24 protein-coding genes are annotated in these 21,546 nt (G+C 40.5%); 6 read left to right on the forward strand and 18 right to left on the reverse strand.

Annotated elements, in window-relative coordinates; translation table 11 throughout:
• Nucleotides 1–41 precede the first annotated feature (41 nt).
• On the forward strand, nucleotides 42–1,613 hold the full coding sequence (spoVB, locus tag AB3N04_RS07515; protein ID WP_368505477.1) for a stage V sporulation protein B: 1,572 nt from the start codon (nucleotides 42–44) through the stop codon (nucleotides 1,611–1,613).
• A 174-nt stretch (nucleotides 1,614–1,787) separates the two neighbouring features.
• Here spoVB and AB3N04_RS07520 read toward each other — a convergent pair whose 3' ends face one another.
• The 4 genes from AB3N04_RS07520 to AB3N04_RS07535 all read right to left on the reverse strand — a co-directional run bounded on the left by AB3N04_RS07520 (nucleotide 1,788) and on the right by AB3N04_RS07535 (nucleotide 5,505).
• Complete coding sequence (locus tag AB3N04_RS07520; protein ID WP_368505478.1) at nucleotides 1,788–2,927, reverse strand: dicarboxylate/amino acid:cation symporter; 1,140 nt, start codon at nucleotides 2,925–2,927, stop codon at nucleotides 1,788–1,790.
• Between the two features lie 167 nt (nucleotides 2,928–3,094).
• A complete protein-coding gene (locus AB3N04_RS07525) occupies nucleotides 3,095–3,385 on the reverse strand; it encodes a hypothetical protein (protein WP_368505479.1) in 291 nt (96 codons plus the stop codon).
• 80 nt (nucleotides 3,386–3,465) lie between these two features.
• The gene (locus tag AB3N04_RS07530; protein WP_368505480.1) at nucleotides 3,466–4,122 is read right to left on the reverse strand and encodes a DUF421 domain-containing protein; all 657 of its coding nucleotides are present in this window, start codon (nucleotides 4,120–4,122) and stop codon (nucleotides 3,466–3,468) included.
• A gap of 96 nt (nucleotides 4,123–4,218) precedes the next feature.
• Entirely contained in the window at nucleotides 4,219–5,505 is a 1,287-nt protein-coding gene (locus tag AB3N04_RS07535; RefSeq protein WP_368505481.1) for an ArsB/NhaD family transporter, read from the reverse strand.
• 155 nt (nucleotides 5,506–5,660) lie between these two features.
• Between AB3N04_RS07535 and AB3N04_RS07540 the strand changes: the two genes are divergently transcribed.
• On the forward strand, nucleotides 5,661–6,044 hold the full coding sequence (locus tag AB3N04_RS07540) for a TIGR04086 family membrane protein (RefSeq protein WP_368505482.1): 384 nt from the start codon (nucleotides 5,661–5,663) through the stop codon (nucleotides 6,042–6,044).
• Between the two features lie 147 nt (nucleotides 6,045–6,191).
• Here the strand turns inward: AB3N04_RS07540 and AB3N04_RS07545 are convergent, their stop codons facing one another.
• From AB3N04_RS07545 to safA, 10 genes are all read right to left on the reverse strand, one after another.
• Complete coding sequence (locus tag AB3N04_RS07545) at nucleotides 6,192–6,398, reverse strand: hypothetical protein (RefSeq protein ID WP_368505483.1); 207 nt, start codon at nucleotides 6,396–6,398, stop codon at nucleotides 6,192–6,194.
• A gap of 48 nt (nucleotides 6,399–6,446) precedes the next feature.
• Nucleotides 6,447–6,710, reverse strand: a complete 264-nt coding sequence (gene yajC / locus AB3N04_RS07550) for a preprotein translocase subunit YajC (RefSeq protein ID WP_317123086.1) — start codon at nucleotides 6,708–6,710, stop codon at nucleotides 6,447–6,449.
• A 38-nt stretch (nucleotides 6,711–6,748) separates the two neighbouring features.
• Entirely contained in the window at nucleotides 6,749–7,888 is a 1,140-nt protein-coding gene (tgt, locus tag AB3N04_RS07555) for a tRNA guanosine(34) transglycosylase Tgt (RefSeq protein ID WP_368505484.1), read from the reverse strand.
• Nucleotides 7,889–7,923: 35 nt separating this feature from the next.
• Nucleotides 7,924–8,949, reverse strand: a complete 1,026-nt coding sequence (gene queA, locus AB3N04_RS07560) for a tRNA preQ1(34) S-adenosylmethionine ribosyltransferase-isomerase QueA (protein WP_368505485.1) — start codon at nucleotides 8,947–8,949, stop codon at nucleotides 7,924–7,926.
• Nucleotides 8,950–9,033: 84 nt separating this feature from the next.
• Nucleotides 9,034–9,249, reverse strand: a complete 216-nt coding sequence (locus AB3N04_RS07565; protein ID WP_368505486.1) for a DUF2905 domain-containing protein — start codon at nucleotides 9,247–9,249, stop codon at nucleotides 9,034–9,036.
• Nucleotides 9,246–10,247 (reverse strand): Holliday junction branch migration DNA helicase RuvB, encoded by a 1,002-nt coding sequence (gene ruvB / locus AB3N04_RS07570; protein WP_368505487.1) that lies wholly within the window; start codon nucleotides 10,245–10,247, stop codon nucleotides 9,246–9,248. The genes AB3N04_RS07565 and ruvB overlap by 4 nt, the downstream gene beginning before the upstream one ends.
• Nucleotides 10,248–10,266: 19 nt before the next feature.
• Nucleotides 10,267–10,884, reverse strand: a complete 618-nt coding sequence (gene ruvA / locus AB3N04_RS07575) for a Holliday junction branch migration protein RuvA (RefSeq protein ID WP_368505488.1) — start codon at nucleotides 10,882–10,884, stop codon at nucleotides 10,267–10,269.
• 114 nt (nucleotides 10,885–10,998) lie between these two features.
• The gene (locus AB3N04_RS07580; protein WP_368505489.1) at nucleotides 10,999–11,568 is read right to left on the reverse strand and encodes a BofC C-terminal domain-containing protein; all 570 of its coding nucleotides are present in this window, start codon (nucleotides 11,566–11,568) and stop codon (nucleotides 10,999–11,001) included.
• A gap of 149 nt (nucleotides 11,569–11,717) precedes the next feature.
• Nucleotides 11,718–12,782, reverse strand: a complete 1,065-nt coding sequence (locus AB3N04_RS07585) for a YhcN/YlaJ family sporulation lipoprotein (protein ID WP_368505490.1) — start codon at nucleotides 12,780–12,782, stop codon at nucleotides 11,718–11,720.
• A gap of 136 nt (nucleotides 12,783–12,918) precedes the next feature.
• Entirely contained in the window at nucleotides 12,919–14,487 is a 1,569-nt protein-coding gene (gene safA, locus AB3N04_RS07590; RefSeq protein ID WP_368505491.1) for a SafA/ExsA family spore coat assembly protein, read from the reverse strand.
• A gap of 260 nt (nucleotides 14,488–14,747) precedes the next feature.
• Between safA and AB3N04_RS07595 the strand changes: the two genes are divergently transcribed.
• Nucleotides 14,748–15,284, forward strand: coding sequence for a transcription repressor NadR (locus AB3N04_RS07595; RefSeq protein ID WP_368505492.1), 537 nt, complete (start codon nucleotides 14,748–14,750; stop codon nucleotides 15,282–15,284).
• Nucleotides 15,285–15,299: 15 nt separating this feature from the next.
• Here AB3N04_RS07595 and pheA read toward each other — a convergent pair whose 3' ends face one another.
• The 4 genes from pheA to AB3N04_RS07615 all read right to left on the reverse strand — a co-directional run bounded on the left by pheA (nucleotide 15,300) and on the right by AB3N04_RS07615 (nucleotide 18,622).
• Entirely contained in the window at nucleotides 15,300–16,181 is an 882-nt protein-coding gene (gene pheA / locus AB3N04_RS07600) for a prephenate dehydratase (RefSeq protein ID WP_368505493.1), read from the reverse strand.
• Nucleotides 16,182–16,196: 15 nt separating this feature from the next.
• A complete protein-coding gene (locus AB3N04_RS07605) occupies nucleotides 16,197–16,640 on the reverse strand; it encodes an ACT domain-containing protein (protein WP_368506011.1) in 444 nt (147 codons plus the stop codon).
• A 141-nt stretch (nucleotides 16,641–16,781) separates the two neighbouring features.
• On the reverse strand, nucleotides 16,782–18,065 hold the full coding sequence (obgE, locus tag AB3N04_RS07610) for a GTPase ObgE (protein ID WP_368505494.1): 1,284 nt from the start codon (nucleotides 18,063–18,065) through the stop codon (nucleotides 16,782–16,784).
• Between the two features lie 11 nt (nucleotides 18,066–18,076).
• Nucleotides 18,077–18,622 carry a Spo0B C-terminal domain-containing protein gene (locus tag AB3N04_RS07615; protein ID WP_368505495.1) on the reverse strand — a complete coding sequence of 182 codons (546 nt, stop codon included), beginning with the start codon at nucleotides 18,620–18,622 and terminating at the stop codon, nucleotides 18,077–18,079.
• Between the two features lie 272 nt (nucleotides 18,623–18,894).
• Here AB3N04_RS07615 and AB3N04_RS07620 point away from each other — a divergent pair, with 272 nt between their 5' ends.
• The 3 genes from AB3N04_RS07620 to AB3N04_RS07630 are packed head-to-tail and all read left to right on the forward strand — an operon-like array spanning nucleotide 18,895 to nucleotide 21,465.
• A complete protein-coding gene (locus tag AB3N04_RS07620) occupies nucleotides 18,895–19,740 on the forward strand; it encodes an ABC transporter ATP-binding protein (protein ID WP_368505496.1) in 846 nt (281 codons plus the stop codon).
• On the forward strand, nucleotides 19,673–20,428 hold the full coding sequence (locus AB3N04_RS07625) for an ABC transporter permease (RefSeq protein ID WP_317123459.1): 756 nt from the start codon (nucleotides 19,673–19,675) through the stop codon (nucleotides 20,426–20,428). Before AB3N04_RS07620 ends, AB3N04_RS07625 begins: the two co-directional genes overlap by 68 nt.
• A 26-nt stretch (nucleotides 20,429–20,454) precedes the next feature.
• Nucleotides 20,455–21,465, forward strand: a complete 1,011-nt coding sequence (locus AB3N04_RS07630) for an aliphatic sulfonate ABC transporter substrate-binding protein (RefSeq protein ID WP_368505497.1) — start codon at nucleotides 20,455–20,457, stop codon at nucleotides 21,463–21,465.
• The last annotated feature ends 81 nt before the right edge of the window (nucleotides 21,466–21,546 follow it).

Consider the following 21,546-nt stretch of genomic DNA (forward strand, 5'->3'; position numbering starts at 1 on the left):
GCGGAAAATATCCATTATTTTTTATGAAAGTAGGGCTGCACATGTCAAAACAGACCTTTCTAAAAGGGACGTTCATCTTGATCATAGCGGGACTTATTACGCGCTTTTTAGGCTTTGTTAATAAAATTGTGGTAGCTCGAATTATGGGTGCAGAAGGAGTCGGCCTATACATGATGGCCGTGCCGACATTGCTTCTTGTTATTACGATCACTCAACTCGGACTTCCTGTAGCCATCTCTAAACTTGTGGCAGAAGCCGAAGCAAAAAATGATCGAGGCAGAATTAAAAAAATCTTGATTGTCTCCATTGCCATAACAGGAACACTAAGCATTATTTTTACAGCAGCCATGATCATCTTCGCTCCCATTATATCAAAAACCCTCTTAACAGATGCACGGGCTTATTACCCATTGATTGCCATTGCACCAATTGTCCCAATTGTAGCTCTCTCCTCTGTCATGCGCGGCTATTTCCAAGGCAGACAAAATATGAAGCCGACTGCTTACTCGCAAGTGATTGAGCAAGTTGTCCGCATTACATTGGTTGCAGTAATGACAAGTGCCTTTCTACCAATGGGTGTTGAATATGCAGCAGCTGGAGCAATGATTTCAGTTGTGTTTGGTGAGCTAGCTTCACTTCTTTATATGATGTTCATGTTCAAGACCAATAAACGCTTCAAAATTCGTTCAGGCTTCTTTGGTTACGTAAAAGAAGGAAAACATACATTTAATGATTTAATGAGAATTGCCTTACCGACTACTGGCAGTAAGCTAATCGGTTCTCTTTCCTTATTTTTTGAGCCGATCGTTGTTGCACAAAGTTTGGCTATTGCAGGGGTTGCCACCGTAATGGCCACCCAGCAGTATGGTGAATTAGCGGGCTTCGTTATTCCACTTTTACTTCTACCAACTTTTATCACCTTTTCTTTGTCTGTTTCGTTGGTTCCTGCTATCAGTGAGGCAGCGGCAAAAAAGCAATACAAAACGATTCATCATAGACTCGGGCAAGCTCTTCGATTAGCCCTTATTTCAGGAGGGGTGTCAGTCGTTATTTTGTATGTGTATGCCGAACCGATTATGGATCTGATGTACGATGCACCATCTGTTGCAACATACGTTAAAGTCATGGCTCCTTTTAGTATATTCCTTTATTTTCAAGGCCCACTTCAAGCAACTCTACAAGCTCTCGATTTAGCGAAAGCCGCGATGATGAATAGCTTGTTTGGTGCAGTCGTGAAAATTGGAGCAATCTTAGCGCTAGCAACTCGTCCTGAATTTGGAATCATGGGAGCGGCACTCGCCATTGTGATTGGCTTTATCTTAGTCACCCTCCTCCATTTTGCAACAGTCGTTAAAACAGTGAGTTTCACCATCAACGTAAAATTAATTGTTAAAGTAACCTTACTAATCAGTTCATCTACTTGGATTGGGTACCTCTGCTTACATCATGCATTTTTAGATCAGTCATTGCTTACAAAAACGTTACTAAGCATTGCAATTACCACAACCTTCTATAGCATCCTCATGATCTTATTAGGCCTTATCAAACGCGATGAATTAAAACGCCTTCCATTCATCGGCCAAACAATCGCAAAATTTGTACCGAAAAGCTAAATAAAGGAATAGGAGCTTCAGCTATAGTGGCTGAAGCTCCTTTTGCTTTTCTTGTCTAGCTGCGGCTCCTTGTCCTGCGGGTAAAAACGGTGAATCAAATGAAGTCAAAAAGCGACTTCATATTACTCCCCCTTATTTTTCCGCATGCCGACCAGTCGCCTCCGCTTTTCTTGTCTAACTTTTAGTAAATCGATCGATAATCAGGTTAATCGCTCCGTCTCCGGTTACGTTTGTTGCTGTCCCGAAGCTATCTTGGGCCATATAGAGGGCGATCATTAACCCAATTGCCGCTTCACTAAATCCAAGCATTGATGTTAACACACCAAGGGCTGCCATAATCGCTCCTCCCGGTACACCAGGTGCAGCTACCATGATGAGACCAAGCATGAAGATTACTGGTAACATGTTTGCAAGCGTTGGTGCTGCTAGTTCTGGTGTAATCATCATTACAGCCATTGCACATGTGACGATCGTGATCACACTTCCTGATAAATGGATCGTTGCACATAATGGCACACCGAAGTTGGCGATATTTTCTTTTACGTTATTCTTTTTCACCGATTGCAACGTAACTGGAATCGTTGCTGCACTACTCATTGTTCCAATGGCCGTTGCATAAGCTGGTGCCATATTTGCTAAAAGCTTAAATGGATTTTGTTTACGAAGCGCACCTGCAGTTGAATATTGAATCACTAACCATATTAAGTGAAGAGAGATGGCTAGCACAAGAACGACAGCAAACAAGCTCAGCGTCTCAAATACTGTTCCTTCGTATGCAAGTTCTGAGAAGATCCCTGCAATATAGAAAGGCAGAAGAGGAATAATAATAGCTGCAATCACAAGCTCAATAATATCTCTACCTTCATCTAAGAAAGCTTTGATCTTCTCACTGCCGGTTTTCGAAACCCCAATTCCAAATACAAAGGCCATAACAAGAGCCGTCACAATGCCCATTAATGGTTCAATCTCAAGATTTAAAAATGGTTCAAGTCCACCAGCTTCCTCCACAACTTCATTTGGAGTCGTTAATTGAGGAATAATGAGAGATGCGACAACAAAGGCAAACAACCCAGCAATAACGGTTGATACATAGGCTAGTCCTACTGTGCTTCCCACTAATTTTCCTGAACTCTTTCCAAGACCCGCTACCCCACTTGCGATAAAGAATAAAATAATGAATGGAACAATAAATGTGATAAAACTTCCGAATAAGCTTTTAAATGTAACTAACACTCGCACAACTGATTCCGGAAAAAACAATCCAATTATAATACCGACAATAATACCAATGACTAATTTTGCTAAAAGTTTCATCTTCTACCCTCCAAATTGTCTCTCTAAGAAGAACAAATGTATACTGCTATTTTACATATTTTTTTTTAGAAAACAAGGATTCACGATATATTCAGAATAGTAAGTTTTCAAAAACAATTTAAAAAAGCTAACCTCTTTCTCAAGATTAGCTTCAAATATTCAGGATCTTACCACAAGAAAAAGGCACTAGCGAGGGCAAATCCTCCAATGGCGGCAAGCGCAATTGGGACCACATTATTTGATGGACAACAGGATGGTGGATAAGGTGGCTGGTAATAGCCATAACCATACCCTCCGCTACGATCATCTGATTCCTGTTCCCCAGCTTGTTCAAGTTCCAAGTAAACATGGCCCGAATCAACGTTGACTAATTTCCCTGTATAAGTTGTTCCCGAAACATCTGTAATCGTAACTCGCTGACCTTGATGTTCTTTTGCAAGCTCATAATAGTTAGACACAAGCGAACCTCCTTTTTGTCGTTCATATACAATATATGAACAAACCAAAAAGCATGTCTCCACCTATAACTAGTTTTAGCTTATTGTTCGTCTTTAAGATCCACAAAAAACGATTGATCATCTCTTAAAGCACAATACGATATCTTTTTAATATCTCTGTATCCAATTTTTCTCATTTCTTGCCTTAACCATAACGGTGTTTTATCGATTTTTTTCAAATGCTCCTCTTGAACCTTCCCATCTAGGATAAGGGGTAAGGGGAGATTGGAACCTTTCTTGTCAGCATCCTTTGATTTTTCAATAACGGAAAGTTTGCCAGAAGGTTCTAAAATGGCAAATTCAACATCAGAAAGCTTTCCTATTTTGTTCTGTCTTAGCTGCACAAGTAAGTCATCAAAGTTATAGCGTTGCTTACGCATTTCATGTTCATCGATCTTTCCTTCTTTTATTAATACAGAAGGCTCCCCATCCAATAAGTCACGTAATTTTTCACTTTTTAACGAGATAACAGCAAACGTAATTTGAATAATGGACAGTACAAAAATGGGAATTAATGAATGAATCATCGGCGCTTGAAAGTTATCAATCGAAATCACAGCAAGTTCAGCAATCATGATTGATACAACAAAATCAAGAACCGATAATTGCCCTATTTCTCGTTTACCCATTAAGCGTAAGACAAGTAGAATAATGACATACACCAAAACTGTACGAAGGATGATTGTCACAAAATCCATCGCTCACGCCCCCTCAATCTCAAACTCAGTCTTTATTGAGTAGTATGTGCAGAGATGGTGAGCTAATGAATTGAAGCTTTTGGAAAGAGAACTCCGTTAAAAATGAATTAAATAGCGTAAATAAATATAAATGCTTGAAATAACAAAAGAAATAAGAGCAATCGGTGCACCTACTTTTAAAAATTCCAGATAGCTAAATGGTTGCTTTGCTTTTAAAGCCATTCCAGCTACAATCACGTTTGCCGTCGCTCCAATAATGGTTGCATTTCCTCCTAAACAAGCCCCTAGAGCAAGCGACCACCATAATGGATCTAGATTCGTCATTCCATACTCTTGAAATTCCAAAATGACTGGAATCATTGCCGCTACAAATGGAATATTATCTACAAATCCGCTAAGGATGCCAGATCCCCATAAAATAAACATTGCCGTCTTAGGCAAATCACCGTCCGTATAATATATAATAGCCTTTGCAAACTCATCAATGATCCCGACCTCTTTTAATCCACCAACCAGCATGAAAAGTCCGATAAAAAAGAAAAGAGTTACCCATTCAACCGACTTAAATACCTCCTCTACATCTAGCTCATCTTGCGTGATTAACATCAGTAATAAAGCCCCTACCATTGCAATACTAGTCAACTCAATATGTAATAAAGGTTGAATCACAAAGGCAAAAGTAGTTGCTCCTAGAACAGTAACCGATTTAATTAACAAGGTTCTGTCTTTGATAAAATCTGCAGGTTGGAGCATTTTTAACTTCATCTGATGCTCAACTTTAACCGAAAGCTGTTTTCGGTAATAAAAAACCAATCCTGCCATCACTAATAAAAAAATGATGATAACAACTGGACTTAAGTGCACGATAAAATCATTAAAATTCAAATGCCCAACTGCCTGACCAATCATTAAATTAGGAGGGTCTCCAATTAATGTAGCTGTCCCACCAATATTAGAAGCCATGACAATGGATAATAAAAACGGAACCGCATTGAGCTTTAAAAGGGAGGTTAATGTAAAAATAATCGGTACAATTAAAAGCACCGTTGTCACATTGTTTAAAAAAGCAGAGCCAAAAGCAGTAAAAGTTGAGATCACAATAAGTAAAGGGATGGGTCTGCCCTCTACCCATTTCGCCATTGAGACAGCAACATATTCAAAAAAACCGCTCTGACTTGTGATGGAAACTAAAATCATCATTGCCAGTAAGAGTGTAATCGTATGCCAATCGATATGCTGCAAAAAGGCAGCTTCTATTTCATATACACCGAACACAAGCATCAACACGCCACCTAGACAAGCGACCACTGCCCGGTTCAGTTTTTCGGTCATAATAAAGAAATAACTGATAATAAAAATGATTAACGCAAAGGTTACTGCCATGTTTGTACTCCTCTCGTCCACATTTCTATCATCCTATGACACGCTTGATTTAAACATGTCCTTTATTCTGATTATCCAATCTTTTATGTCTATTTTATACAAGCCTGAATAAGCTTTAAAAAGAGGTTAAATACATGACAAAGGGGTGTGGAAAATTGGCTTCTAGAAGTTTTTTCCCAGCTGTATTTTGGGGATTAAGTGCAATTTTAGTAATTGCTCTGTCTTTTAGTTTACTTACTTCCTTATTTTTAACATTTACTTCTTATACGGAGGAATCAATCGGCTGGCTTATCATTGGAGTAGCGTGCTTATCAATGTTTATTGGCGGGTTTATGTCAGGAGCAAAAGCAAAGTCAAGAGGTTGGATGGCAGGTGCTCTAACAGCTTTGTTATTTACCTTAATAACTTTTCTTGTCCAATTCCTTGGCTACAACGAGGTATTCACAACTGGACAGTACGCCTTTCACGGCGCCTACCTGCTACTCGCAGCATTAGGTGGCATCATTGGAGTGAATATAGCAAGCAACTTACAAAAATAAAGAAAGCACAGCCAAATGGCTGTGCTTTCTTATGTATGACTGATGTCTAGCTTCGGCTCCTCGGTATGCGGGTAAAAATGGTGCATCGAATGAAGTCAAACTGCGACTTCTTATCGCTCCCCCTTATTTTACCGCATGCCAGAACAGTCACCTCCGCTTTTCTTGTCTAGCTGCACGATTCAGATAATCGGTGCCTTCACTTTGCCAAACGAAGCAAAAAGCGCTTCTTATTGTCAAACCTCCAGCCTCCTCATATCTAAGCGAATCATTCCGCTTTTCTTGTCTAGCTGTACGATTCACATAATCGGTGCCTTCACTTTGCCAAACGAAGCAAAAAGCGCTTCTTATTGTCAAACCTCCAGCCTCCTCATATCTAAGCGAATCATTCCGCTTTTCTTTTTATCAGTCTGGGTTGACTACTTCGCGGACTGCTGCGCGGTCAAACGTTAGCTTACGGTTATCGTTTACAAGAACGATGAGGACATCCTCATCGATTGCATCGATTACACCGTGTATGCCACCAATTGTGATGATTTTGTCACCACGTTGAAGGTTTGAGTGCATGTCACGAATTGATTTCTGACGCTTTTGTTGTGGACGAATAAGCAAGAAATAAAAAATCGCAAACATTAGAATTAGTGGTAATAATGTGCCAAGAATCTCCATTCATTTTCCCCCCTTTCCTTACTTTACAAGCTATATGATTAGAAGTTCTTTGCATTTGGCTTGTTGAAGCCGTATTGTTCAAAAAACTCTTCTCTAAAGTCAAGCAAACGATCATCACGAATTGCTTGTCTTACCTGCTCCATTAAGTTTAACAGGAAATACAGGTTATGATAAGTCGTAAGCCTAAATCCGAACGTTTCGTCACACTTAATTAAATGACGAATATACGCTCTTGAATAGTTTTGACAAACATGACAATCACAGTTCTCATCAAGAGGACGGAAATCGCGTGCAAACTTTGCATTTCGAACGACTAAGCGACCTTCACTTGTCATACAAGTACCATTTCTAGCAATACGAGTAGGAAGCACACAATCGAACATATCAATCCCACGAATCGCACCATCAATTAGTGAATCAGGAGATCCAACTCCCATTAGATAACGGGCTTTGTCATCTGGTAACCAAGGTGTTGTAAACTCTAACACACGGTTCATCACATCTTTTGGTTCGCCTACTGATAACCCACCAACAGCGTAACCAGGGAAATCCATTGATACGAGGTCTTTAGCACTTTGCTTTCTCAGCTCTTCGTACTCCCCACCTTGTACAATTCCGAATAAACCTTGGTCTTCTGGACGCTTATGAGCACTTAAACAACGTTCAGCCCAGCGACTCGTACGTTCAACCGATTTTTTCATGTAGTCATATTCAGCAGGATAAGGAGGACATTCATCAAATGCCATCATAATATCTGACCCGAGAGCATTTTGAATATCCATTGCGCCTTCAGGACTTAAGAAAAGTTTCTCCCCACTCATGTGGTTGCGAAAATGAACACCCTCTTCTTCAATCTTACGCAAAGCACTTAAACTAAATACTTGAAATCCACCAGAATCCGTTAAAATTGGACGATTCCAGTTCATAAATTTATGAAGGCCGCCTGCTTCTTTGACGATATCATGCCCCGGACGTAACCAAAGGTGATAGGTGTTACTTAAAATAATCTGAGCGTTCATATCATAAAGATCTTCCGGGCTCATTGTTTTAACTGTTGCAAGTGTTCCAACAGGCATAAAAATGGGTGTTTCAAATGTACCGTGTGGTGTGTGTACACGCCCAAGTCTAGCACCTGATTGTTTACACGTTTTAATTAATTCATAGGTGACTGCTGCCATAGCGTCCCATCCTCCTTGTCACTCTCATTTCTTATCTAACGAATAAACATTGCATCACCAAAGCTGAAGAAACGATACCGTTCCTTAACCGCATGGTTGTATGCCCCGATGATATGCTCTCTTCCGGCAAGAGCACTTACAAGCATGACAAGCGTAGACTTAGGTAAGTGGAAATTCGTTAACAATCCGTCAATTCCTTTAAATGTATAACCTGGGTAAATAAAAATTGACGTCCAACCAGATGCCTCACAAAACGCACCATGTTCGCTCATGATTGTCTCAAGTGTTCTAGCTGAAGTGGTACCGACTGCTACGACTTTGCCACCATTCTCTTTAACCTCTGTAAGTAACCGTGCGGTTCCTTCACTCATTTGATAATACTCTGCATGCATCTCATGGGATTCAACATCCTCCACACTAACAGGCCTAAATGTTCCAAGCCCGACATGCAAAGTGATAAAGGCCAAATGAACACCTTTATCTTGTAGAGTTTGCAGCAGTTCTTCTGTAAAATGCAACCCTGCCGTTGGAGCTGCTGCAGATCCTCTATTTTTAGCAAAAACTGTCTGATAACGTTCTTGGTCATCAAGTTGTTCTTTAATATAAGGTGGCAAAGGCATTTCTCCCAATTGGTCAAGAACCTCATGAAGAATCCCATCGTATTGTAACTCAACTACTCGTCCACCTTGATCGCTTTCAGCTACACAAGTAGCAGTGAGAAGGCCATCTCCAAAGTCAATCGTTGTACCAACCTTCACTCGCTTTGCAGGCTTCGCAAGAGTCTCCCATTTATCACCTTCAAGCTGTTTTAATAACAGCAACTCAATTTTAGCTCCGGTATCCTTTTTCACACCGTACAATCTAGCTGGTAACACTCTTGTATCATTCAATACTAAGCAATCACCTGGCTTCAAATAGTCGGTAACTGAAGAGAAGACATCATCCTTAATCGAGCCATTTTCTTTATCTAAAACAAGCAAACGAGACGCCGTTCGATCAAGGAGCGGCGTCTGTGCGATCAATTCTTCTGGTAAATAAAAATCAAAATCACGTACATCCATGTAAATTCACCTTTTCATCCGTTCTAAGACATCTTTTCTAGAATACCGAACCTTGTTTTATTAAGCAAGGAAAATTCATCTTGCTTACCGGAATCGTCCAAATAAAAATAAAATCAAAGAAAGAACGATACTTACGACAATCGAGGTCATGATCGGAAAGTAAAACGTGGAATTCTCTCGTTTGATTAAAATATCTCCGGGCAAGCGGCCAATTGATGTTTTTGAGAGTAGCGGCCATAACAACCCAACCACAATGCAAATAACCCCAATCCCAATCAACACTTTCGATACTGTACTCATTTAGTCGGCTCCTCAAGATTGAAATGTTCATAACAAGCAGGTGTGACCATTCTTCCTCTCGGTGTGCGCTGTAAGAAACCAATTTGTAATAAATAGGGCTCATATACATCTTCAATCGTTTCAGACTCTTCTCCTATAGTTGCAGAGATTGTCTCAAGACCAACAGGACCACCTCGGAATTTTTCAATCATCCCTATTAGTAATTTATGGTCAATATGATCAAGTCCTAGACGGTCAACTTGTAATTTCTCTAGAGCATCTGCTGCAAGTTCAACAGAAATTGTGCCGTTGCCCATAACTTGCGCAAAATCCCTTACACGACGTAGCAGACGATTCGCAATACGAGGAGTTCCTCTTGAACGTCTAGCAATTTCTACTGCAGCCGCTTCTTCTAATTCCGTTTCAAAAATAGCTGCTGTTCGTTTTACAATGACTGCAAGTTCCACTTCTGTATAATATTCTAAACGTGCCATTACTCCAAAGCGATCACGTAGCGGTGCTGAGAGCATCCCTGCTCGAGTTGTTGCTCCTACGAGGGTAAAAGGTGGTAAGTCTAGACGAACGGACCTGGCGGTTGGGCCTTTCCCAATCACAATGTCTAAACAAAAGTCTTCCATTGCTGGATAAAGTACCTCCTCAACCATGCGATTTAGGCGATGAATTTCATCAATGAACAAAACATCACCAGGCTCTAGCGCTGTAAGAATAGCTGCTAAATCACCTGGCCTCTCAATTGCTGGACCTGAAGTGGTTCTCATTTGTACTCCCATCTCTGTTGCGATGATACCAGATAAAGTGGTTTTACCAAGACCAGGTGGCCCATATAAAAGCACATGATCAAGGCACTCTTCACGCATTTTGGCAGCTTCTATAAAAACTTGCAGGTTTTGCTTTACTTTTTCTTGCCCAATGTACTGATTTAAATCCGTTGGGCGAACGGTTTGATCAAGTGATTCCTCTAAACCTTGAGCTTCCGCAGAGACCATACGCTCATCCATTCATCTCCACCTCCTCATTTTAGATTTTTAGCATTAATTTCAAAGCTTTTTTAATATAAGCATCCGTTTCCATTGCTTCCTCTTCAAGCTTAGGACGAACCTTTTTCAATTCTTTTTCTACATATCCAAGTGCCCGTAGTGCTTCAAGCGCTTCTTCAAGCTCTTCATTTACTTGGTTTACGGCTTGTTTTGATCCAGAAATTAATCCGTCTGAATCTGTGAATAAACTTGGAGCAAATTCATCAAGCTTCCCTTTTAAGTCTAAGATAATCTGTCTAGCTGTCTTTTTACCGACGCCAGGAAACTTCACTAATAATGCCTCGTCTTCTTCTTCAATCGCCCGCACCACATGCTCTGGTTGACCTGAAGCAAGAATCGCTAATGCACCTTTAGGACCAATTCCTGATACATTGAGTAATTTCTCAAATAAAGCCCTCTCTGCCTTTGTCTCAAATCCAAATAACCGAATAAGATCCTCCCTCACATGTTGATAGGTAAAAATCTTAATCTTCTCCTCTAATTGGCGCTGGAAACGGTAAGGATTCGGACAATACACCTGATAGCCTAACCCTTGGTGGTCCACTACGACATATTGTGTTTCGATGTCCACTAACACTCCATTTATGTAATCAATCACTTTGAACTCCCTCTCCATTATACGAACGTTTATTTCTATTTTAGCATATTTCCCCGACCTTCGTATAATCGCATCGTGTTCAAAATAAAAAAGCTGCCTGTTAACCAGACAGCCTTAAAATTCAGCTTCTTTATACTCTGCAAATACTTCTAACACTTCTTCATAATGATCCTTATCTCCAACAGGAATACCTTTAGCGAGCTCAGAATGTTGCTTACTTTTCAATTTCTTTGTATCGACTTGAAAAAACGACTGAATCACTTGTTCATCTTGAGGCACACCTTCAAAAATCGATAAAATTCCATCTTCAGTAATCCCAAAATAACCATTCATTTTTAAATCGGGAGAGATATCATCAATTTCTTTTTGAAAGACCATTCGCCCCTCAGATTGAGTTAGTAAATTCCACTCCTCATACTGCGCCCAGAAATCTTCCATTGCCCAAATTGTTTCTTCAGTCTGCTCTTCGATGACTTCTCCGTCCATGTAAAGGTATTGCAAGGTCACATTCATCGTCGTAGGACCCAAGACTTCAAACGCATTATTCTCATTAGAATCAGTTTGCACATGCCCTCGTTCTGTTTGAACAAACAGTAACGTAAAGGTTGTAACTAGTATCAACAGAAGCATGATGAGAATAGTGTTTCCCTTTTTCTTTTTCATTTCTTGAAGCACTTTCACCATGTTCACCACCGTTCAATTCATTAGTAAAATCATTATAATAGATAAAAACTTCCATTTATAAGTTCAGTCTCTCCGTAAATCGTTGTTTTATTCTTCAAAATTGAAAAAAGACAGGGAATTTCCCCTGTCTTAATTAAGGTTGTATTGTATTAACGTGAACGCTCAAACGGACGTTGTACAGCGCGACCTAAATCTTGTAGCATGTCATTAAATGTTGCTCCAACTTCGTTAAAAGCAGCACCAGTACGTAATTCATCATCCATTGTACGGATGCGTCCTACTGTATTCTTATCTGTTACAACGCGTACATCTTTTCCTTCAACTTGTTGTTGAACGACCTTTTGGACACGATTCTTGATCTTTTCATTGTTAGCATCTGTTTGAACACCTACTACGACGTCGTTTTCATGTACAATGACACGACAATCCTCAACACCTTCAATATCATCGACTCGATTAGCTAATTGTTGAGCCGTTTTCCCGTCATAATCTTTATGGTAATTAGCCGTAGTTGTGCGTTGACCCGTTAATGATTCCGCACCACGTCTGGCAGCACCCATTCCACGATTTGCACCATGCTCTAGTGCACCAGCACCTTGACGCACTCCTTGACCAAGAGCACCAGCACCTTGACGCACTCCTTGTTCAAGTGCCCCAGCTCCGCGGCGAACGCCATGCTCCATTGTTCCTGCACCACGATTTGTCATTCCTAGGCCTTCACCTGTACGGTTCATCGTGCCACGTTGACCAAAGTTCATTGCCCCTTGACGATTATGTGTACCATAGCGCGTATTGGCATGGCCACGTAACAATCCATCTTCATCAACCATACCTGGTCGATCATTTCCTGTGATACCAGCTCGTCCCATTCCAGGTCGAGTTTGGTTAGCACGGTACCCATCACGTCCTGCAGATTGGAACCCTTTGTCACGCGTTTGATAATTGTTTAAATGTGTGCGTGTTCTTTGTCCTGCAGGTTGATCGAGTCTTCCATAAGCGCCACCAGCACGACGATTATCAGGTGTCATCATATCTGTAACTGGACCTTGACCACCGTAACGTGAACTTGTATAAGCACCACTCATGTCTTGTGATTCAAAACCTGTATTTTGATAATTGTTGTTCATAGTTCTAGCTTGATTGTCTGTACCACATGCAGTCATACTACTTAAAATCATTGTTGCTGCGGCAACCGTCAATGCTACTTTTTTCATTTTTGAATTCCCCCTTTCAACAATTAATGTGGCTAAAATCATCTAACTTTACTCTGTTAGTTATTGGGGAGAAATGAAAATAATAAGCGAAATGTTTAAAAGAAAAAGCAGCCTAAGAATAGGCTGCTTCTAATTATTAATCTTCATAATCATCAGTTTCACGATATTGATTAAGATGTTGAAGTTGTTCATAATCATTAGCTGACATCATTTGCCCATTTGTTCCATACATCATTGGTTGATTCATTTGCCCCATCATTTGCATTTGTTGATTCGCTTGTGCCATTGATTGCATAGACTGATTCGCCTGTGGTCCCATATTCATTGGCATCATTGGCTGATTTGCCTGTGGTCCCACATTCATTGGCATCATCGGTTGGTTTGCCTGTGGTCCCACATTCATTGGCATCATCGGTTGGTTTGCCTGTGGTCCCACATTCATTGGCATCATCGGTTGATTTGCCTGTGGTCCTATATTCATTGGCATCATCGGTTGATTTGCCTGTGGTCCCATATTCATTGGCATCATCGGTTGATTTGCCTGTGGTCCCATATTCATTGGCATCATCGGTTGATTTGCCTGTGCCATCATTTCATAAGATTCATCATCGTAATCCCATTCAGGCATCTCATAAGAAGGTTGCTCATAATAGTCTGACCCACAGTTTGCACATCCAGGCATGACCGGGCTTATAGGCTGCCAACATCCGTGCATATTTTGGTGGGGCATCATATAAGGCATTTGTTGCATAGGTTGCATGTATCCCATATTCGGAGCTGCCATTGGAGACATATTAGGTTGCATTTGCGGGTACATGTTCGGCTGCATATTTGATTGTGCTTGCGGTTGCATGTTCGGCTGCATATTTGATTGTGCTTGCGGTTGCATATTCGGCTGCATATTTGATTGCGCTTGCGGTTGCATATTCGGCTGTATGTTCGGTTGCATATTTGATTGCGCTTGTGGTTGCATGTTCGGTTGTGCTTTCTGTGCTTGCGCCATTGGTTTTGGTGCTGGTTTTTGCTGCGCTTGCGCCATTGGCTTTGGTGATGGTTTTTGTTGTGCTTGCGCCATTGGCTTTGGTGATGGTTTTTGTTGTGCTTGCGCCATTGGCTTTGGTGCTGGCTTTTGTTGTGCTTGCGCCATTGGCTTTGGTGCTGGTTTTTGTTGTGCTTGCGGCATTGGTTTTGGTGCTGGTTTTTGTTGTGCTTGCGGCATTGGTTTTGGTGCTGGTTTTTGCTGTGGCTTAACAGGTGGCTTCTTCACTTGTGGAATCTGTTGAGCCTTTGGCTGGGGTGCTGGTTGTGGCTTATGGAAAAAGATGTTCATATTCGTTTCATAACTTTTTGATGGTGCTGGTGGTTGTGGTGCCTTTTGAACACTCGGCTGTGGCATTTTTGGCATTTCCATTTTCGGCATTTGCATCTGAACTTGAGGTGTTGGTGCAGGCGCTATAGGCGCTTCTTTCTTAGGCATTTCTTTTGGTGCCATAGTCATCGGCATTTCTTTTACCGACTGCTGTTGAACCATTGTTTCATTTTTTACCGGTACACTATCTGATGGGATTTTAATTTTCATACCAGGCATGATCATATCAGGATTAGAAAGCTGTGTATTAGACGCTTTCAACTGCTCAAAATCCACCCCATATTTTTTTGATAACTTCCAAAGTGTATCCCCTTTTTGTACAATATGAATTTTCACGTTCTTTCTCCCTCCTCTAACCATTCGTTACATCGTATGCCGACGTAGGCTTATTGACACTACTATTCGTCCAATGGCTTAAGCCATACTTTCATGAATCTAAACGGTATCTAGCACAATGTATGATGCCAAAATTAGGTTTATGCCTAGTTCAACGGATTTTTAACCCATTGCCACATAAGAGCTCTCAATCGCGTTTAGAGCGTGTTATACTATTAGTACATGAAATGCTAATGTTCGCAGGAAAAGGAGAAGTGGACATGATGAGTGAAAAGAAAATGTACGGTGAGAATCGAAGAGACCAAATTTTGTTGTGGTTAAAAGAAAACCGACAACCCTTAACTGGTAAAGAATTAGCCAATCGTACCAATGTTAGCCGCCAAGTGATTGTACAAGATATGTCGATCTTAAAAGCAAAAAACCACCCGATTATTGCGACCTCAAATGGGTACTTATATATGCAATCTGAAAAAGCAGTAAAAGAACAAAGACTCATTGCCTGCAAGCATGATCCGTCGCATGCGATTGATGAATTGTTTACCTTGGTTGATTTTGGTGTAACAGTCATCAATGTGATAGTCGAGCATCCGATGTATGGAGAAATCACTGCTTCGTTGCACTTTTCAACAAGACAAGAGGTGCAACAATTTAGCGAACAACTCACTCAAACAAAAGCAAGTCTTTTATCTGAGTTAACAAATGGCGTGCATCTACATACGATTGAGGCTGACACGTCAAAACAATTAGATGATGCGATAGCAGCCTTAAAAACAAAAGAATATCTTTTAGAAGACTAAAAAAATCAGCCCACATCAACAAGATGTTGGGCTGATTTTTTTTGATTCTACTTGGTAAGTAAGACATGGATAACTCCCTAAGATCTCTACTCCGCATCCTAGAGCCTCAAGTTCTGATTTCACTCCAGGTATAAGCACTTCATCTGCTAATTGATCGACATCGATTAAGAAAAAATAATTTCCTAGACCCGTTTTAGTCGGGCGCGATTCAATTTTCGATAAGTTCAACTTTCTCCAAGCAAAAGCAGATAAAACTTGGTGCAATGCTCCTGAATAATCAGCAGGTAGCGTTACCATTAGAGTGGTTTTATAGCCGTTATTGGCGGTTGGAATGGCTATCTCTGCTTCATGACTTGCAAGCACGATGAAACGTGTATGATTGTTGTCGTAATCATGAATATCACGGCTTACAATTTCAAGTCCGTATTCATCAGCTGCTAGTTCATTTGCAATGGCTGCAATCGCCTCACCTTGGTGAGTTGCTACTACTTTAGCCGCTTCTCCTGTCGAGTTCATATATTCTGTATTGACGTCAGGATAAGTACCCTCTAGAAAATCATGACATTGTGCAATAGCATGAGGATGTGAAATAACTTTTGTTGGCAGCGACCCTTTTGCAACTTGATCGGGATGCATAAGCAAATGTTGAGCAATTGGAATGGTAATTGTTCCAATAATCGGAAGTCTTTGCTTATGTATTAAATAATCAATCGTCAAATTAACCGAACCTTCAATCGTGTTTTCAATTGGAACGACTGCCACATCTGCTTTCTTTTCGGCGATGCTTTCCATACAAGCCGGGATCGTTTTAAAGGGCAGTCTCTCACTACTTGGAAATAACGCTTTCGCAGCCATTTCGGTAAACGTCCCCACTGGTCCCAAATAACTTACCTTCATACTCTCCACTCCTTATCAGAAACCCGAGCCAACGAGTTCAACCTTTTCAACAGATTCTACTTGTTCAACCTGCTCCATTAATTGATCAAGTTCAAACTTCATCGGTGCTGTGTCAATTGACAATGTAATATGAGCTCTCCCTTGAAGCGGGATGGTTTGATTAATAGTTAAAACATTTGCTCCCGTCTCAGCTACTTTCGATAATAGCTGAGAAAGCGTTCCAGAGCGGTCCACTAAATTAATCGAAAGGGTAATGATCTTTTCTTTAACCATCGTATTAAAAGGGAAAATCCCATCTTTGTATTTATAAAAAGCGCTACGACTTAACCCTGCGATCGTAACCGCTTCATTAATTTTTTTTATCTTTCCTGAATCTAATAGTGCTTTGGCATTTAGCGTCTTTTGCATGGCATCTGTTAGCATATCCTCTCGCACTAAATAAAATTGCTTACGCGACATCTTTTCCACCACCGTCATCGAAATCTTCTCCCTATTATAATAACGGCTCTATCGTTTTGACAACCGTTTTCTGACATTTTGTCCACACATAAAGAAAAACTGTCTCTTTGAAAGAGACAGTTTTTCTAGTCTAATGCGTTTCTAGTCAATAAATTCAAACTCAAATTTCAGTAGACGTACATAGTCGCCATCTTTTGCACCACGTTCACGTAAGGCATCATCGACCCCCATATGACGCAATGTTCTTGAGAAGCGGCGAATCGATTCTTCATGCGTGAAGTCCGTCATCTTAGCTAAGCGCTCAATTTCAGCACCTGTAATAACGAACGTTCCACTATCATCTCGGCTAATCACAAATGGCACTTCTTTTTTCTCGTGCTTGTACACAACACGTGTTGAGTCTTCTGTTTCCTCATGAAGAGGGAACTCAGGAGTTTGCTCAATCTTATCAGCAATTGTAAGCAATAAGTCGCGCAAACCTTGTCTTGTAATCGTTGAGATCGGGAATACTTGTACATCGTCCTCAAGTTTCTCCTTGAACACCTTCAAGTTTTCCTCAGAATCAGGCATATCCATCTTATTAGCAACGACTAATTGCGGTCGTTCTAACAAACGCATATTGTACTGTTTTAATTCTTCATTGATTTTCAAGTAATCTTCATACGGGTCTCGTCCTTCAAGAGCCGACATATCAATAATATGAACAATAACACGCGTTCGCTCGATATGGCGTAGGAATTGATGGCCTAATCCAACACCTTGATGCGCTCCTTCAATTAATCCTGGTAAATCAGCCATAACGAAGCTACGGTGATCTTCAGTTTCTACTACACCTAAATTAGGTGTAATTGTTGTAAAGTGATAATCAGCAATTTTTGGCTTAGCCGCTGAAACCACAGATAATAACGTCGATTTCCCTACACTAGGAAAACCAACAAGACCCACGTCTGCAAGAACCTTTAACTCAAGCACAACATCAAGTTCTTGACCTGGCTCACCATTTTCAGCAATCTCAGGTGCTGGATTTACTGGTGTAGCAAAGCGTGTGTTTCCACGTCCACCTCGTCCACCTTTGGCAATCGTCGCACGTTGACCATGCTCTGTTAAATCGGCAATAATCTGACCTGATTGATCATCAATAACCGTTGTACCAGGTGGGACTTTGACAACCATATCTGGTGAATTCTTACCATGTTGACTCTTTGAGCGACCATGTTCTCCACGTGGAGCTTTAAAATGTCGTTGATAACGGAAGTCCATTAACGTACGTAGACCCTCTTCCACTTCAAATACAACACTTGCTCCGCGTCCACCATCGCCACCAGCAGGGCCACCATCGGGGACGTACTTCTCACGACGATAAGCAACCATACCGTTACCACCGTCGCCACCTTTTACATAAACCTTGACTTTATCCACAAACATGTTTCTTCACCTCAATTTATTGTGAACGTAGTTTGGAGAACACATTCATGTTCGTTCCATTCTAGTACATTCACTTCAGGCACCAATTTTTTCACGATCGGTTGCCATTCTTCCTTCTTCATTTGTAATGTTCCTTGGTAGTCAAACGTAATTTGACATTCATTATTATATTCATTATTAGTAAATAAAAATGTTACGAGAAGATGGTTCTCAGAACTACTTGAACTAGATTCTGCCATTTGATTAATTAGCGTCTGGCAGGTTCTATACAGCATGTCCTCATGGGCTGAGAGGGGCTTGATATCACCAATAACATCTACATCAATCTTCATTTCAGTACACTGCCAATTGTATGTGAGCAAAAACGTAGCAACAGTAGGTGCACTAATCATAGATAGTTTGCTTTCATTTAAAGATTGAGCGGTGACCTCATCAATAATCTGTTCGATTCGATCATAGCGTCCTAACGCTAAGTTCCCCTTTATTAATTGAATAACATTCAGCCAATCATGACGAGTATGACGAAGTGCATCTATAATATCCCATTGTTTTGTCATCTTGGCTCTCCTCGGCTATCTATAGTCATTAAACTAATATTAAATTGTTCACGTATCGCAAGTAGATTACAACGCCTAGTTTACCACAAAGTTATAGAATGATGGAAATCGAACTAAAAATCAATACATTTCTTTTTTAGTAAATCACTTTCTTTCAGCTTGAAAAAACAATTGACACATTGTAAAACACTACATATACTAAAAACAACTAAAACCTACTAAGTTGATATGATTTATAAAATATTAATGTTTTTTAAAGAAAGGAGCTTCTAATGGCTAGCGTCTCAATTAAACAAGTCGGTAAAACGTTTGACAATAAACAAGACAATACCTCTTACACGGTATTTGAAGAAATAGACTTAGAAGTAAAATCAGGTGAATTCGTCTCATTACTCGGACCTTCCGGATGTGGAAAATCTACATTGTTAAATATTGTAGCTGGATTAGATCAAGCTTCAAAAGGATCTGTATTCGTTGGAGAAAAAGCCGTAAAAGGTCCAGGAGCTGATCGTGGAGTCGTTTTTCAGGAAGCTGCACTTATGCCATGGTTAAGCGTCTTAGAAAACGTAGTATTTGGTCTAAAGAAACAATATAGCAAAGAAAAAGCAAAAGAACGCGCGATTAAGTATTTAAAGCTTGTCCATTTAAGTAAATTTATTGACTCTTATCCTCATGAGTTATCAGGAGGAATGAAACAACGAGTTGCTATTGCTCGTGCCCTTGCCATGGATCCAGACGTACTACTTATGGATGAACCATTTGGTGCACTTGATGAGCAAACACGTTCTATGCTTCATAAAGAAGTTCAGTACATTTGGGAACAAACGAGAAAAACCATTCTTTTTGTTACTCATAACATCCGCGAATCGATTTTATTATCCGATCGGATTGTGTTAATGGGTACTCGCCCGGGTGGAATAATTAATGTCTTTGATGTTAATCTTCCTCGCCCTAGAAAAACATCTTCTAAGGAATTCGCTCTCCTTGAAGAACAAATCAATGAACAGCTAGCTGGAGAAATCGAAAAAGTAATGAAGGAGGAAATGGGTGATGATTATAATAGTCAGAAGGCTACTCTTCTTTATAGCTCTCATCGGAATATGGGAGATCATATATAGAGTAGATTTGTTCCAAACTCGTATGTTCCCATCTCCTCTCCTCTCATTTGTGGAGTTATATCGAGGATTTTTCGAGACCGGCATCTTAACGGCAGCTCTTACAACAAGTCTTGGTCGAATCTCCTTAGGCTTTGCACTTGCCGTCATCATCGGTTCTCTTTTAGGTATTATTCTTGCTACTTCTAAACTTGCAGATGAAACGCTTGGCTCACTTGTTGTAGCCCTTCAATCTGTACCTAGTATCGTCTGGTTACCATTAGCTCTTGTGATGTTTCAAGGTGGTCCGCTTGCGATCTTATTTGTTATCGTCTTAGGCGGAACGTGGCCAATGACCATGAATATGCGCATGGGGATTAAAAACGTTCAGCCGCTACTCATTCGAGCAGCTAGAACAATGGGTTATAAAGGTGTAGAGCTCATTTGGAAAGTACTCATTCCCGCTTCCATCCCTTCTGCTCTAACAGGTGTCAGACTTGCGTGGGCATTTGGCTGGCGCGCATTAATGGCAGCTGAGCTTTTAGGACGTGGTGGTCTTGGTCGAACATTACTTGATGCACGTGATTTCTTCAATATGGAACTTGTTATTGCCATTATGATTATCATTGCTGTTATCGGCTTAATTGTAGAATATTTAATCTTTAATCCAATTGAACGAAAAGTACTACAAAGATGGGGTTACTCAAAATAAAAGAGGAACACAGGAGGAGAAACAAGATGAAAAAATGGTTAAAAGCTAGCGGCATTGCCTTAACAATTGCAGCTCTTACTGCTTGTGGCACAGGCGGCTCTACAACAAGCGGAGGTCCAGCTGAAGAAATTAATGTAGGATACTTTCCAAATTTAGATCACGCTGCTGCAATCGTCGGGAAAGAAAAAGGATTTTTTGATGATGAGCTAGGAGATGTTGAGGCTGAATATACACACTTTCCTAATGGAAATGATTTCATTGAAGCCCTTGAAACAGGTAATCTTGATATCGGTTATGTTGGACCCGGCCCTGCTATTAACTATTTCTTAACAGGTGGAGATATCGTCGTCTTAGGAGCAGCTGCGAACGGTGCAACTTTAATTGTAGCGCGTGACGGGTCAGGAATTGAAACACTTGAGGACTTTGGCGGTAAGTCTTTCTGTACACCAGGTAACGGATGCACCCACAATGTACAACTTGAAATCATGCTACAAGAGCTTGGTTTAGAGTCAAACCGTGTAGGGGGTACAGTTGAACACCAATCAAGAATCGCACCAGCTAATATGGTTGCTATGTTTGAACAAGGTCAAATTGACGCTGCTGCTGCTCCAGAACCTTGGGGAACATATTTAGTAGAGGAACTAGGCGCTAATGTTATTACAGAATGGGATCAAGTTTTCTTAGGAGAAACCCTACCAAGTGTTGTCGTTGTAACATCAAAACGATTCTTGGAAGAAAATCCTGAAACCGTTGATGCTTTCTTACGAGGTCACAAAACGGCAGTTGAATACACTCAAGAAAACACTGAAGATACACTAGAAACCATTAATGATGCTTTGTTCAACTTAACTCAAAACCGTCTTCCTGAGACTGTATTATCTCAAGCATGGGAGCGTATGGTTGTGACAACTGAAACTCACCCTGAGGCTCTACAAGCTTGGGCAGACGCTTCTTATGAACTTAAGTTCATGGATAAAGAGCCTGATCTTGATGGATTTGTAGATACATCAAGACTCGATGCTATTTTAGCTGAATAAAACAATGAAAATCCCTTCATCACCGCGATGAAGGGATTTTGTTATATTACTGTATTAAATCACTCATCTATTTCCCTCAGC

The sequence above is a fragment of the Alkalihalophilus sp. As8PL genome (assembly GCF_040939795.1).
Taxonomy (GTDB): Bacteria; Bacillota; Bacilli; order Bacillales; family Bacillaceae_D; genus Alkalihalophilus; species Alkalihalophilus lindianensis.